The sequence below is a fragment of the Thermosipho sp. (in: thermotogales) genome (genome assembly GCF_020054775.1).
Taxonomy (GTDB): domain Bacteria; phylum Thermotogota; class Thermotogae; order Thermotogales; family Fervidobacteriaceae; genus Thermosipho; species Thermosipho africanus.
The window spans coordinates 1-15,369 of sequence record NZ_JAIHAP010000040.1 but is presented as its reverse complement, the minus strand read 5'-3'; the positions used below and the strand labels follow the sequence as shown (position 1 = coordinate 15,369).

Here is a 15,369-nt window from a genome sequence, read left to right as displayed (position 1 = left end):
TTGCCCTTTCTTTGCCAATGAAAAACACCCCCTAGATAGTTATATTTTATCACTTCCGGGGGTGTTTTTTATTTCGTTCCTTTTCTTGGGTTCAGTCCAAAAAAGAAGGGGATTTTTCTAGATTATTTTCTTTAATTATTCTTCATCAATTATATAGACAAGATCACCAGTCTTTAAAAGAGCAGCATTAGCCTCGTCTGTGTCAACGTGGAATTCAAGTGCGTATTTTTCGCTAACTCTTATTAAAACATCGTCGAATATAAGTCTTCTGCCTTCTTTTTCAACTAAAACTTTTACTATATCTTTATCTTTTACACCATATTTTTCTGCATCAGAAGTGTGCATGTGAATATGTCTTTTTGCTATAATCACACCTTTATCTTTAATTACACTGCCTTTTGGTCCGACAATTACTATTCCTGGTGTTCCATCAAGGTCTCCTGAATCTCTTACAGGAGGTCTAACACCAATTTTAAATGCATCTGTAAGGGATATTTCAATTTGTGTCTCTTTTCTTTCTGGACCTAAAACTCTTACTTTTTCAATAGCACCTTTTGGTCCAACTATGATAACAGTTTCTTGACAGGCAAATTGACCAGGTTGACCTAGATCTTTTATTGGAGTAAGTTGGTAGTCTTTTCCAAAAAGAATTTCCACATCTTCTCTTGAAAGGTGAACGTGTCTGTTGCTTACACCAGCAATAATTCCAGGTTCTTTGATTTTCATTTTTTAACCTCCTCTTTTTGGTTTTAGTAATCTATCTCTCAAGGTAACGTTAATATTTTCTGGAACAGTAATTTTGGCTACAAACGGTCCTCTTTTAATGTTGATAAAGCATAAGCCGTTTATTGAAATTTCCTGCTTTTGATCGACTAATATTCTTTCTGTTTTAAAGTTATATTTTGACATATCAGTTTTTTTACATGGTGGCTGCAATAAATCTCCTGCTCTTTGATGGATTAATTGATCTGCTCTTTCACTCTTTGTTTCATGAAAAGTCACTTTTTCAGGAGCAAATATTTGAAAAATTGGCTTTTTATCTCCATCAAATTCAACCTCGATTTTGCAAAAAGCACTAACTAAGATGGCGCGTGATTGGTCAATTTTAAAAGTTTTTCTAGTTAAGTTATTTGTTTTAAGTATTTTAGCCTGACACTCAGGAGATAAAAGATCTATGACTCTGTCATTTGTCAAAATTCCTGGAGTATCGTATATGTAGGTGTTAAAAACTTTCCTTTTTACTATTCCAAGGGTTGTTCCAGGAAATGGAGATATTGTCGGATGCTCTTTTGTAAAAGCTGAAAGGAGAGAAGATTTTCCAACGTTGGTTACTCCTACGATTAAAATGTCTTTTTTTGAGTCTTTAAAGAACTTTTCAAGTTTTTTCAATCCAAACCCATTTTTACTACTTGTGAGGAAGATTTTTTCAGAAGTTGTATTTAATCTTTTTTTAAGCCACTCTTGAGCTTCAATAGAGGAAAGTGATCTTGGGAGAAGGTCAAACTTTGTTATGGCAAAGTACACGTCTTTTCCTTGCAGTTTCTCCATTATTTCACTTCTATACGTGCCTTCAAAATCGGTAATGTCTATAACGTATAATACTTTTTCAAAATTTTTAATAACTTTATCGATTTGGTGTAAGAATATTTCTTCTTGTACAGGTACTGTTAATTTTCCATAGTGGATTATTCTATAGCACCTTTGACATAATGGATCAGGTTCATTTTCCAAAATCTCTTTTGGAATATATCCTGGTTTTTTTGGATCTGTGTATTGAAGCTCTGCACCACAACCTCTACATTTCATACTTAACCTCCAATATAGATTCTAAGTAATATGTATAGAAATCCTACTAATGAGGTAACAAGATAAGGTTTAAAAGTCCATTTTATGTATTCTCCAAATGAAAAATTTCTTCCAATTTGTTTTGATAGAAGATTTACTCCAACAATATTTTGAACAGCGCCAAGAGGAGTTAAATTTGTAGCAAGATTTGCACTTATTGCATACACCCACCAAAATGTTGATGAAAAACCGGAAGATATGAGAATTTTGATAACAGGTGCAATGATCAATGTTCCTGGAACAGCGCTGAGCCACGGAATTGAAATTGAAACAAATAAGAATATTACAAAGATAGATAAAAATTGATGATTTGAAAGCGGACTAAATAAACCTGCAAGTAAATTTGTAATACCAATTTCTTCTAGTGTAAAGGAGAGTATGTACAATCCGGCATAAAAGAATAGAGTATCCCAGTCAATTTCATTACTTATATCGTTAAATTGTTTTTTGTGAAATAACATAACCGCTATTGCACCTAAAAGAGCAACAAAGGAAAGATCAAGTTCTATTACTTGATGGAGTCCAAAGAGTGATAAGACTATAAAGAAAACTGTTAGAGTAAATTTTAAAGATTTTTTATCTGTAATTGCTCTACTTTCATCTATATCAGAAAGTTTTTCTAATTTTTCTTCGATGGACTTATCGACTTTTGTGTATTTTTTAAACATAAATACGGTTATTAAAAAGCTTATTATTGTAATAAACCACATGTTTTTGATAAAATCATTAAAACCTAAACCACTTACCGAGCCAAGAACTAGGTTCAAAGGACTTCCAATTAATGTTGACATACCACCTATATTATCTATTATTATAGTCAGCATTAAAAATGGGATAGGGTTGAGACCAAGAGAGTCGGTAATTAAAAATATCATTGGGGCTATAAGGATGATTGTTACAAGGTTGTCTAAGAATGCAGAAGAAAGTGCAACCAGCGCCATCAGTCCTACAATTGTTAAAAAGAATCTCTTCCCGCCCTTTTTAACAATTCTAATTGCAAGAAATTGGAAAAGGCCTGTCTTTTTTAAAAATTCAACAATTACCGTCATACCAGCCAAAAGTCCTAATGTGTTAAAGTCAACTACTCTGCTTATATTTTCTGGTTCAAGACCTTCTACTAGTTTAAGAGCAGCAACTATGAGGGCAAGGCCAAACACAATAGGGGCTTTGTATTTTTTTCCAAAGATGATATAACCGTATGCAATTGCTACTATTGCTATTGCAAATATTTTTTCCACGAGTCTACCCCCTCTGCAACCAAATTATAATAATCTTGACCACACTCTTTATTATAACTCTTAAAATATACCAATCTTGTTAAAACTATTATAAATTTGTGTGTTAAATTCTTTTCAAAACTTGTTAAAAAAACTGGTATTCTTAAAAAATCGTAGATATACCTAAAAAATTGATTGATTTATATTCTGAATATATTTGCGTTTTTGTCTTATTTATTGGAAAATTATAAATGTGGGTAATGAAAAAAATTATGCATTGGGAGTGATAAGATGGCAAAGGTTACTGATATGGTATTACTTAACAAACCTGGAGAGAAGATTTTGCTTCTTGGAAACCATGCTATTGCAAGAGGTGCACTTGAATCAAACATAGCAGTTTTTGCGGCATATCCAGGTACTCCAAGTTCTGAGCTTACTGATACTATGGCGGCAGTTGCAAAAGACGCAGGAGTTTACATGGAGTATTCCACAAATGAAAAGGTTGCTTTTGAAACGGCGCTTTCTGCTGCATGGAGTGGTCTTAGGTCCATGACAGCTATGAAACACGTTGGTTTAAACGTTGCCGCAGATACATTCATGAGTGCCGTTGGAATGGGTGTTGAAGGCGGATTTGTTGTTATGGTCGCAGATGATCCAAGCATGTGGTCATCTCAAAATGAGCAAGATACAAGAGTCTTTGGAAAATTTGCTAATGTCCCAGTTCTTGAACCTTGTAGTGTTCAAGAAGCAAAGGACTTGACAAAATATGCGTTTGAAATTAGTGAAAAGTTCAAACATATGGTGATTCTTCGAACAACGACTAGATCTTCTCATATGAGAGGAGATGTTGTCTTAGGAGAACTTCCAGACGAGATAGTAAATAAAGTAAGAAGACACGGAAAATTTGAAAAAGATCCAAAAAGATTTGTTGATATTCCTGCACATTCTAGAAATTTCCATCCAAAAATTCTTGAAAACATTGAAAAAATACGTGAAGAATTTGCAAATTGTCCTTTTAACAAGATTGAAGGAAACGGAAAGGTTGGAATTATTGCACCAGGGCTTTCATATGCATATGTAAAAGAAGCGCTTTCTTGGTTGAATATTGATGATGTAAAGATTTTAAAACTTGCAACACCTTTCCCAGTTCCATATAAATTAGTTGAGACGTTCTTAGAAGGACTTGAAAGAGTATTGATTGTTGAGGAACTTGAGCCTGTTGTTGAGGAACAAATAAAGATGTGGGCGTATGATAAAGGGTTAAATATACCAATATATGGTAAAAATATTGTTCCAAGAATATATGAAATGGACACAAAACGTGCAGTTATTGCAATTTCAAAATTTTTGGGGATTGAAACCCCAATAAACTTTGAAGAATTGGATGCAAAATATAAAGAAATTAGTAGTGTTCTTCCTCCAAGACCACCTTCATTGTGTCCAGCATGTCCCCATAGAAATTCTTTCTTTGCAATAAATAAAGCAACAAGAAAGAAAGCAATATTTCCAAGTGATATAGGTTGTTATACACTTGGAGTACTTCCTCCATTAAGTGCGGTTGATACAACAGTTGCAATGGGTGGTTCAATTGGAGTAGCACATGGATTAAGTGTGGCGATAAATGGCGCAAAAAATGAAGAAACATATGAAAAGAAACAAGTAGTAGTTGCAACAATAGGAGATTCTACATTCTACCATACAGGTCTTCCGGCAATTGCAAATGCTATATACAACAGATCAAATATTTTGGTTGTTGTAGTAGACAACGAAATAACGGCAATGACTGGAGACCAGCCAAATCCTGGAACAGGTGAGACTCCACATGGTGTTGGAAAGAGAATACCAATTGAAGATGTTGTAAAGGCTATGGGTGCTGATTTTGTGGAAGTTGTTAATCCATATGATATAAAGAAAACAACGGAAGTTATAAAGAAAGCTCTTGAAGTTGAAGGAGTAAGTGTTGTTGTATCAAGACAAGTTTGTGCGCTTTACAGAGTAGGTAAAGCAAGAAAGAATAAAGAGAAATTGCCACTGTATAAAGTAAACACAGATAAGTGTACAGGATGTAAAACATGTATTGTTACATTTGGTTGTCCTGCTATTTTCTGGGATGCAGAAAATAAAAAAGCAAAGATTGATCCAACGATGTGTTGGGGTTGTGGAAGCTGTGCACAAGTTTGTCCATTTGGTGCTTTTGAATTGGTAAAGGAGGCGGAATAATGGTTGCCGTTAAAGAATATAATATTGTTATTACTGGAGTCGGTGGTCAAGGAATTTTAACTGCTGCAAACCTTTTAGGGTGGGCGGCACTTAACGAAGGATACAAGGTAAGGGTTGGAGAAGTTCACGGTATGAGCCAAAGATTTGGTAGTGTTATTTCATATGTTAGATTTGGTGAGAATGTATACGGTTCAATGGTACCTGAGGGAAAAGCAGATGTTATCCTTTCTTTTGAACCTGTAGAGGCACTTAGATACATAAATTATTTAAAAGGGGGAGGACTTGTATTTACAAATTCTAGGCCAATACAACCAGTACAAGTTGCTATGGGACTTGCAAATTATCCATCTCATGAACAGATAAAAGATATAGTAGAGAATAGATTTAATGCAAAATATATAAGTTTTGATGCAGAAAGTATAGCTAAAGATGCAGGTAATATAATAGCAACCAATGTTGTTTTAATAGGTGCTTTGACTCAAACTCCTGATTTTCCACTTTCTCCAGAATCTATTAAAGAAGTTATTAAGGTTAGTGTTCCAAAGAAGGCAGTTGATTTAAATATGAAAGCCTTTGATATGGGAATTAAAACCGCTCAAGAACTTTTAAAGTAAGGATATAAGTGTTGAAGATATCGGGGAGATTTCTCCCCGATATTTTTTTATCTAAATTTGACAAAATTAGAAAATTTTAATATCCTTAATATTACCGCCATTTTTTGAGAAAGGGGGAAAGATTTTTGTACGTAGTGTTTGCTATATTTTTTGGCATGCTTCTTGGTTCTAATGATTCTGCCAATATATTTGGTCCCTCAGTTGAAAATGGGGTTTTAAAATACAAAACGGTTACTAAAGTAGCTGCATTATGCGTACTTTTAGGAGCATTAATTGGTGGAGAAAAAGGTATTAGAACTATAAGTAATTTTTCAAATATGTCGCTTTATTTTGCAGCAATAACTGTATTTTCAGCAGCTTTAACTATGTTAATTCTTTCGAAAATTGGTATTCCGTCTTCATCTTCTCAGGCAATTGTTGGAGCTATATTAGCTGTAGGTATATTAAACAACAATGTTAATTGGAAAATTTTAGTTAAGTTGGTTATTGCTTGGGTTACCACACCTGTTGGAGGAATTATTTTTGGCTTTTTACTTTATAGAATACTTTCCGTACCGTTTAATAAGATAAGATCTTTTTGGGTTAGGGAGAAAGTGTTGGTAATTTCTACGTTGCTAGTTGGTGCATATGGTTCATATGCTTTAGGCGCAAACAATGTTGCAAATATTACTGGAGTGTTTGCAAATCAAATAGGAATAAGGATGGCAGCTCTTGTTGGAGGGTTAAGCATAGCTGCTGGTGCACTTTTTAGTAATAAGAAAGTAATGTATACAGTCAGTAAAAAAATTATAGAACTTGATTACTTTTCTTCTGCCATATCTATCCTTGGTCAATCTATCACCGTTTGGATCTATTCTGTTATAGGAATACCGGTTTCTGTATCACAAGCGATAGTTGGAGCAGTAATTGGTACAGGCCTTGCAAGAGGTTCAAAACTTACAAACAAAAAGATTATTTTTCAAATTATTACAACATGGATAGCAACACCACTTTTTTCAGGATTATTCACAATTATTGTTTATTATTTTTCAAAAATCTTTTTTTGATTTAAATAATTGACCTGTGGTAATATAAAAAGATACACTTCTGTATGGAGGTGATAACTATTTTTTTGTACATCCTACCAGCAATATTTTTTGGATGGTCGCTTGGTGCAAATGATGCAGCTAATATATTTGGAACAGCTGTAAGTAATAGGATAGTTAAATATAGGACTGCTACAATTATTTCCGCGATATTTATCATTCTAGGGGCAATGCTTGACGGTGCTAAAGGTATTGAAACGATAAGTAGTATTTCGTCAAGTCAGATTGGACTTGCCTCCATCTCTGTTTTGGCTTCAGCAATAACTATGACTACCATGACTTACCTTGGAGTTCCAGTTTCTTCTTCTCAAGCAATTGTTGGATCACTAATTGTTACTTCTTTAATAGAAGGAAATGTAAAGTGGGGCGTTCTTGTAAAACTTTTTGCAGCCTGGATAGGTACACCTATTGGTGGGATAATATTTAGCTTTTTGGCATACAAAATTTTTGCGGTACCTTTTAACAAGATAAAGTCCATTTATGTGAAAGAAAAGGTCATTTTTTACGGAACTCTTATTATAGGTGCATATGGTTCATATTCTCTAGGTGCAAATAATGTTGCAAATATTACTGGTGTTTTTGCTAAAACAATAGGTGTGCAAAACGCAGCACTATTGGGAGGCGTAAGTATAGCGCTTGGGGTTTTAACCTATAGCTATAAAGTGATGTACACTGTTGGTACACAAATAATAGAGCTTGATTATTACTCATCTGCTATTGCTGTGCTGGGTGAATCTATTACTGTATGGATTTATGCGCTTTTGGGAATTCCAGTTTCTACATCTCAAGCAATTGTTGGAGCAGTTATCGGTGCAGGTTATGCAAGAGGTTCTAGACTTTCAAGTAAAAAGATTATTTTAAAAATAGTAAGTGCGTGGGTAAACACGCCTGTTATTTCTGGAGCTATTACATTTTTGATATACTATATAGTGAAAATGTTTTAATTAATATATCGTAAAATTTAAAGGATTTAAGGAGAGGGGTAAGATGAGAAAGAAGATGTCGTATTCTAGATTTACTTTTCTTTTAATCTTAGCACTTTTTATTTTCTTCTCTGGTTGTATTTCAGAAGTTAAAAACGAAAGCCAAATACTAAATTCAAAGCAAAAGGTCCTTGTAAAAGTAAATGTTAATACGCCATTTATTGAGAATGATACTACTAATACGTGGAATGTTTCAAAAGAATCTTTTATTGATTATCTTAGTAAAGTGATTATTACTGTTAAGGATGTAAATGATCAGATTGTATTTACTAAGGAAACAACAAACAAAACAAATATTTATTTTGAAATTGAACTTCTTCCTGGAACTTATACATTTGAGGTAAAAGGATATGAGGAAGATTTAGTTATCTTTTCAGGGGAAAAAGTTAATCAGATCATAGATGAGAAGAATAATATCGTTAATATTGAAACTTTTTTTGTTAATGGAATAGTTAGGACAATAATTGAAATTGACGATATTATTTATGAAAATTATGATATTACATCGGCAACGTTGATCCTCAAAAAAGATACAGCACAAGAAGATTATGAAGAGGTACCTGTAACAATTACGGGTACTTCCACTTTAATTAATAAAGAATTATACCCTGGTATGTGGACTGTAAAATTTGAAGTTGATCTTAAATCAAAGGATGCAAGTATGTTACCAGAAAAAGTTCATCTTGAAAATGAATTTAGCATAGAAGTGCTTCCAGCAAAGACAAAAAGTTTAACATTTAATGTAGTCTTTGATACAGAGGTTAATGAACCGAAATTAGTAGTTGTATTTCCGCAAATTGAGTTGCCTTTTGTGGATCCTGTAACAAATTTAAGTGGAGAGATAAATGAATTAGAAGGGAATCTTTCAATGAATTGGGACTATTCAGATCCAAATGCAGAATTTTATGTGTATAAAGAATTAGAGGAACAAGGAGAATATTTGTATGAATTTGTTGGAAAAACACGCGAGAAAAGTTATACAATAGAAAATTTTACCAAGCAAGAATTCGATAAATTTAGTGGAATCGCTATTAATGTTTATGCCAACGGTAAAGAGAGTGGATTAGTTGTTCTAAAAAAAGAAAATATTAAACTTATAGATTTAGAAAGTGTTGACAGTATAAGTGCTACTTATAACGTTGATACGAATGAGCTTAAGTTGGATTGGAATTATACCAATTCAAGTGTTACTTTTGAAGTTTTGAAAAAAGGTATAAATAGCAATGAATACGAAATAATTTCTCAACTAACACAAAATTCTTTTTCAACAGAATTCACAGGCAGGCAATTTTGGGATCTTGAGAAAATTGCGATTAGAGTAGTTGCTAATGGATTTGAAAGTAAGATTAATGAGATTTCAAGAGATGATATAACTATAACATCATTGAATCTTCCTCTTACATCGTCTACTATGTATACACTATTCATCCGTTCATATTTTGATACTGATGGTGATGGTGTAGGAGACTTTAGTGGAGTTGCTGAAAAGGTAGATTATCTAAAATCTCTTGGAGTAGATACAGTCTGGTTTTTACCATTTAATAAAAGTAAATCTTATCATGGATATGATGTTGAAGATTACTATGATGTAGAACCAGATTATGGAACACTACAAGATCTTGATAATATGATAAAGGTTCTAAATGAAAATGGAATAAAGGTAATAATGGATCTTGTTGTTAATCATACGTCGGATACACATCCATGGTTTCTTGATGCAGTTGAAAATACTACTAATTCTCCATATTGGAACTATTACATTATGAGCTTGGATGAGCCTCAAAATAAGAATCATTGGCATTATAAGGTTAATTCAAAAGGACAAACTGTGTGGTATTTTGGATTGTTTGATTCATCAATGCCGGACCTTAATTACGACAACCCTAAAGTAATGGATGAAGTGAAAAAAATAATAGATTTTTGGGCAGATATGGGAGTAGATGGATTTAGATTAGATGCAGCAAAACATTATTATGGATTTGACTGGAGCGATGGAATTGAACAGTCAGCAAGCGTTGCAAAAGAGATAGAAGACTATATAAAAGATAAACTTGGGGAAAATGCAATAGTTGTGAGTGAGGTTTACGATGGAGATTCAAATGTTCTTTTAAAATTTGCTCCAATGCCTGTGTTTAATTTTAGTTTTATGTACAATTTGAGAGGAAATTTTGAAGGGAGAGATAACTTAATTTCAGACTCTATTAGTTGGGTTGATTCCTCGTTGTATAATTTAAATGTTTTTCATTTTCCATTTATTGATAGTCATGATCTTGACAGATTTATTTCTGAGCTTGTAGATAGTAAATATCAGGGAGATGTAATATCTGCCACAAAACAATATTTGCTAGTTAATGCTTTACTACTCTCATTAACAGGCATGCCAACTATTTACTATGGTGATGAAATAGGACTTAGGGGATGGAAGTGGCATTCAGAACCATGGGATATACCTGTGCGTGAGCCAATGCAATGGTATAAGGATCAAAAAGGGAACGGTCAAACTTATTGGACAAAAGAGTTTTACGAAGGTATTACTGAAGGAAGTGCTAATGAAGATGGAGCAATATACGATGATCCAGATGATGGAGTGTCTGTAGAAGAACAAGAAAATGGGTATTCTATTTTAAACTTTTTTAAAGAATTTATCAACTTACGAAAAGATTATCCGGCACTTGCTTTTGGAAGTACTACGATTGAGAGAGATTGGAAAAACTTGTATGTTTTGAAAAAGTCGAATAACTTCCAGGATGTTCTTGTATTAATTAACCTTGATCTAACGTATTCAAATACATACGAAGTTCCAGAAGGGTATAAATGGGTGTGGTATGCATTTTTTGATGGTGACAACTATGAATTTGGAGCAAAAGATGAAATGATTTTACAGAATACAAGTTGGACGATAAATCCAAGGCAAATTTATATATTTGTAAAGTAAAGGAGGAGAAAATATATGAGCCTTTTTTTTGGAAAAAAAGAGCAGGTGGTTATAGAGCTTTTTAGACAGCATCTTGATGCAGTTGAAAATACGATAGTAAAGCTCCAGGATCTTATTTTTGAAGAAAAGAAAGAGAAATATAAGGAATTAGCTGAAGAAGTAAGAAAAGCAGAAACAACAGCCGATCAAATAAGAAGGAAAGCAGAACTTGAAATGTATTCAGGTGCGTTTTTACCAAATTTTAGAGGGGATCTTCTTGGAACAATAGAAGCACTTGATAGGATAGCAAACAAGGCAGAAAGCGTTGCAGACGAGATAGATCTGCAAGATTTAACCATTCCAAAAGAGATTCACGAAAACTTGAAAGCTTTAATATCAAAATCACTTGAAACTTACAAAGCTTTAAAGGAAGCTGCAAAGGAAATGTTCGAAGATTTTGAAAAGGCAAGTCAGATGATTGTAGAAACAGAAAGATTCGAACATGAAACAGACGAGATAGAAAGGAGTACTATTAGAAAGATCTTTTCACTTGATATACCTCTTGCTGAAAAAATTCAGTTGAAAGATTTGGTTCATAGGATAGCAGACATATCAGATACATCTGAGGATGTCTCTGATAGAATTCAGATAATATTGTATAAGAGAAAAGTATAAGGTTTGTTTGAGGTGATTTTGTGAAAATTTTACATACTTCTGATTGGCACCTTGATAGAAGACCTGCTGGGGGTGTCGGGTTATATTCTAATGAAAGGTATGAAGACTATTTTAAAGCGGCAGAGTATATAGTTAATGAAGCTGTTAAAAACAAAGTCGATTTGGTAATTATTTCCGGTGATTTGTTTGATAAAAATGATATTTCTCCTGAAACATTGTATAAAGCAGAAAAACTTTTAAATGTTTTAAAGGAAAATGAAATTAAAGTTTTGGCTATTGAGGGAAACCATGATCAGGTTTCTTCATATAAAGAGTCTTGGATATGGTATCTTGAAAAAAAAGACCTTGCAATATTTCCAAAGTCTTATTTAGATGGTGAAAAGTTTAAGTTTGTACCAATAGAAATTGATGGAATAAAATTTTTTGGAGTTTCATATCAATCTAATTTAAATGAAAAGGCGTTGCAAGATTTGTCTCAATCTTTAGATAAAGAAAATAATATAGTTATTGTACACACTGCGATTGTTAATGATTTATCTGATACTCTGCTTCCAGGATGCGTGACAAAGGAAGTCATTGATGCTTTTTCAAATAAAGTTTTGTATATTGCCGCAGGTCATTTTCACTCCTTTTATAAATACCCATCAACAAATCCATTCTTTTTTATACCTGGCGCTCCTGAATATTGGGATTTAAACGAAAAGGAGCAAAAAGGCTATATAATTTTTGACACTGATTCAAGAAAATATACCTTTTATCCATCAAAAAAGAGAAAACTTTCCACATATAGAATCAGTATAGATAATTACAAAGATTTTGTGGCAAATTTGGATGTTGAAAAAGGAGAGATAATAAACCTTGAGATAAATTCTGCATCAGGCAGATATCCTAATGTTGGTTGGATTGAGGTAGAGTTACTATCAAAGGGAGCATTAAAGGTAAATGTGAAGGTGATTTTTGAAGGTCAGGTATATAATAGCAATCAACTTAAAAATCTTAGCAAAGAAGAAATTGAAAAACAGATTATTAAGTCATGGGGAAATATTTTTTCAAAAAATGCAGATGATACATCAAAACTTATCTCGACTTTAAAGAAAATGGAGAGGGAAGAGGATTTGATAGATATATTTGACGAGTTTTTAAACAAATTACTTGAGGGTGAAAAAGATGATAATTAAGAAGGTTTGTTTGAAAAATTTTAGGGTGCATAAAGATAGAGAATTTGAATTTAAACCAGGTATTAATCTTTTGCTTGGAAAAAATGGAACGGGGAAAAGCTCAATATTTGAGGCATTGAGTGTTGCGTTTTTTTCAAAATCACCACGCGGAACGTTAAATTCTATTATTACAAATGATGGAAGTAAAAAGGCTCAAATAAAGGTAGAATTTATTGCAAGCGATGGAAAAGAATACGTTTTGGAAAAAAGTATAGGACAAAGCAAATCAAGTCTTTATTCAAAAGATGGAAGCTTGAAATATGAAGGGAAAGAAGATATTTCAGAATACATTAAAACCATTGTTGGAATTAACGAAGAGGTGTTTAATAAAGTAATATATACTTACCAAAATCAACTTACGGATATTTTTTCAAAAACACCTGCTGAGAGAAAGCAGTTATTTGATAGATTATTTGAAACAGATGTGTATAGAGAGATATCCGACAAACTTTTTAAAGTTCAGCAAAGTTATGAAAAAGACTTAGAAGTTAATAAGGTTGAGTTAGAAAAGATAAAGTTAGAACTTGAAAGCGAGGAATTTGCTGATTTAGAGGAAAGAATAAAATCACATGAAGAAAAATTAGAAGAAGTTAAAAATGAGATAGAGAACCTAAGAGCAGAAGTACAGAACCTAAGAAAAAGACAAAAAAGTTTAGAGGATATAATAGAAAGTTATAAAAGAATAAAAAAGGACTTGCAAATGCTGGAAAAAGAAAAAGAACATTTAAATAGCAAATTAGATGATTTAAATAAAAGATTAGAGAATGCAAAAAAAGCCAAGGATATTGTAGAAAAAACAAAAAAAGGATATGAAATGTATTTAGAGCTTGAAAAAGAGGTAAGAAGATTAAATACCAATCAAAAGGAACTTCAAGGGAAAAAGCGTGAAAAAGAAACGCTTCAAGATAAAAGGAATGAATTAGAAAAAAGTAAAAGTGTATTAGAATCTCAAATTAGTAGTTTAAAAGAAAAAAAGGTAGAAATTGAAAAAAGAATAGCTGAAAAGGCTGAAAAAATTAGTGATTTAAAAAAAGAGATTTTTAAGTTAGATGAATATTTGAAAAATCTTTTGTATGATCAATCTAAACTTTCTGCAGAAATAGAGGAGTTTAATAAAAGATATGAAGATCTAGGGAAACTAAAGGTAGAATTACAACACAAATATTTAAAAATTTCAGAAGAAGAAAAGCTTTCTTTTAATAGGAAGTTGCTTGAAGATGAGATTTCAAGGTTAATGCAACAGATAGAAGAAGTAAAGAAAAATATAAGTTATGAAGATCAATTAGTCCAAGATCTTGCAAATTTGCGTGCAAGACTTGAAAATATAAAAAATGTAAGTCGTGAATTATCTAGTGGGATATGTCCGATATTGAAGGAAGAGTGTAAAAATGTAAAGGAAAAAGGAGGATTTGAGGTATATATCGTTGAAAAGGAAGAAATAGAGGAGGAAATATCTGAACTTGAAAAGAGTTTAAAAATGTTAGGAGATTTAAAGAAAAAAAGGGAAGAGTTAGAGAAAAATGTAAAAGAAAAAGAAATAGAACTTTCTAATATAAATTTAAAACTTGAGGAAATTGAAAGGGAAAAGGAAAGTATAAAGAGTATAGAAAATATTCTTAAAACTCAAAACTATGAAGATATGGAAAAAATAAAGAAAGAATATGAGGGAAAATATTTATCTTTGGTAAAGCAAATTTCAGCCACAAAAGAGAGAAAAAACAGCATTGAAAAAGAACATGAAAAATATTTAAGAGAAATTGTAGAAGAAGATGAAAAGTTAAAGGACATAAATGAAAAAATATCATTATTTAACGAAAGTTTTGAGAAAACCTCAAAGGAACTAGAGCAAGTTGAAAAAAGCCTGGTATTATATGGTGATATTGAAAAAGATATGGAAAGTACAATGAACTCTATAGAAGAAAAACAAAAAGAGATGGATAAGTTAAGAAAAGATTTTGATATGTATAAAAAATTTGAAAAGGAAGCTCAGATGCTAGAAGATATATTAGAAGAAATTAAAGATACAAAGAAAAAGATAGAAGAAAGTCAAAAATCGGCTAGTATTCTTGAAAAAGAATTAGAAAAGATTCACAATATAGAAGAAATAGAACGTGAAAAAAATAATTTAGTTGTAGATATTGATAAAAGAAATGAAAAATTGTCAGAGTTTTCACAGCAAGTAGGAAAATTAGAGGAAACTGTAAAGTTTCTTATTAAGGAAAGAGAAAGAAAGAAAAGGCTTGAAAATGAAAAAAGAGAGCTTGAATCTAAGAGAAATTTTTTAGAAGAGAAGAAAAAATTGACAAAAGAATTTAGAGAAAAATTAAGAGATTTGGGAATGAAGGTATCTCACAGGATTTCAGATGAGATTTCTAATCTTTCAACTGTAAACTACAATATAATGACCGGGAAAGTAGAAATGATAGAATTCTCTGCGGAAAATGATTATGAAGTTATTCTAAAAAATTTTAAAGAATCAGTAGAGAGAACATTTTCGATGCTCTCAGGTGGAGAGCAGGTAAGTGTTGCAATTGCCATTAGGGCCGCTCTTTCAAAGATCCTTTCAAAATCAGATTTTTATATACTTGATGAGCCTACC

11 protein-coding genes are annotated in these 15,369 nt (G+C 32.2%); 8 read left to right on the top strand and 3 right to left on the bottom strand.

Translation table 11 applies throughout. From position 1 onward, the window contains the following. Nucleotides 1-135 precede the first annotated feature (135 nt). From pduL to JG780_RS07415, 3 genes are read right to left on the bottom strand one after another with little or no spacing between them, the layout of a single operon-like run. Nucleotides 136-726, bottom strand: a complete 591-nt coding sequence (gene pduL, locus JG780_RS07425) for a phosphate propanoyltransferase (RefSeq protein ID WP_004100903.1) — start codon at nt 724-726, stop codon at nt 136-138. 3 nt (nt 727-729) lie between these two features. Continuing rightward, nucleotides 730-1,806, bottom strand: coding sequence for a ribosome biogenesis GTPase YqeH (yqeH, locus tag JG780_RS07420; RefSeq protein WP_012579900.1), 1,077 nt, complete (start codon nt 1,804-1,806; stop codon nt 730-732). Between the two features lie 2 nt (nt 1,807-1,808). Beyond that, nucleotides 1,809-3,083 carry an ArsB/NhaD family transporter gene (locus JG780_RS07415; protein ID WP_287569860.1) on the bottom strand — a complete coding sequence of 425 codons (1,275 nt, stop codon included), beginning with the start codon at nt 3,081-3,083 and terminating at the stop codon, nt 1,809-1,811. 270 nt (nt 3,084-3,353) lie between these two features. Between JG780_RS07415 and iorA the strand changes: the two genes are divergently transcribed. The 8 genes from iorA to JG780_RS07375 form a co-directional block, all read left to right on the top strand. Next, complete coding sequence (gene iorA, locus JG780_RS07410; RefSeq protein WP_287569858.1) at nt 3,354-5,282, top strand: indolepyruvate ferredoxin oxidoreductase subunit alpha; 1,929 nt, start codon at nt 3,354-3,356, stop codon at nt 5,280-5,282. Beyond that, entirely contained in the window at nt 5,282-5,896 is a 615-nt protein-coding gene (locus JG780_RS07405; RefSeq protein ID WP_114703112.1) for an indolepyruvate oxidoreductase subunit beta, read from the top strand. The genes iorA and JG780_RS07405 overlap by 1 nt, the downstream gene beginning before the upstream one ends. 134 nt (nt 5,897-6,030) lie before the next feature. Beyond that, nucleotides 6,031-6,942: an inorganic phosphate transporter gene (locus tag JG780_RS07400; protein ID WP_287569862.1), complete on the top strand. Its 912-nt coding sequence runs from the start codon at nt 6,031-6,033 to the stop codon at nt 6,940-6,942. A gap of 65 nt (nt 6,943-7,007) precedes the next feature. Next, on the top strand, nt 7,008-7,925 hold the full coding sequence (locus JG780_RS07395; protein WP_012579896.1) for an inorganic phosphate transporter: 918 nt from the start codon (nt 7,008-7,010) through the stop codon (nt 7,923-7,925). A 43-nt stretch (nt 7,926-7,968) separates the two neighbouring features. Beyond that, nucleotides 7,969-10,899 (top strand): alpha-amylase family glycosyl hydrolase, encoded by a 2,931-nt coding sequence (locus JG780_RS07390; protein WP_287569856.1) that lies wholly within the window; start codon nt 7,969-7,971, stop codon nt 10,897-10,899. Between the two features lie 15 nt (nt 10,900-10,914). After that, complete coding sequence (locus tag JG780_RS07385) at nt 10,915-11,553, top strand: TIGR00153 family protein (RefSeq protein ID WP_287569854.1); 639 nt, start codon at nt 10,915-10,917, stop codon at nt 11,551-11,553. A 20-nt stretch (nt 11,554-11,573) separates the two neighbouring features. Further along, nucleotides 11,574-12,731, top strand: a complete 1,158-nt coding sequence (locus JG780_RS07380) for a metallophosphoesterase family protein (protein WP_004100881.1) — start codon at nt 11,574-11,576, stop codon at nt 12,729-12,731. Then, nucleotides 12,721-15,369: AAA family ATPase (locus JG780_RS07375; RefSeq protein WP_287569851.1), on the top strand; the 2,649-nt coding region annotated here is incomplete at its 3' end. The genes JG780_RS07380 and JG780_RS07375, both read left to right, overlap by 11 nt.

Bases quoted from the DNA above. Each gene is read 5' to 3' on its own strand.
- pduL (WP_004100903.1), bottom strand. From the start codon at position 726: ATGAAAATCAAAGAACCTGGAATTATTGCTGGTGTAAGCAACAGACAC.
- yqeH (WP_012579900.1), bottom strand. From the start codon at position 1,806: ATGAAATGTAGAGGTTGTGGTGCAGAGCTTCAATACACAGATCCAAAA.
- iorA (WP_287569858.1), top strand. From the start codon at position 3,354: ATGGCAAAGGTTACTGATATGGTATTACTTAACAAACCTGGAGAGAAG.
- JG780_RS07405 (WP_114703112.1), top strand. From the start codon at position 5,282: ATGGTTGCCGTTAAAGAATATAATATTGTTATTACTGGAGTCGGTGGT.
- JG780_RS07390 (WP_287569856.1), top strand. From the start codon at position 7,969: ATGAGAAAGAAGATGTCGTATTCTAGATTTACTTTTCTTTTAATCTTA.
- JG780_RS07385 (WP_287569854.1), top strand. From the start codon at position 10,915: ATGAGCCTTTTTTTTGGAAAAAAAGAGCAGGTGGTTATAGAGCTTTTT.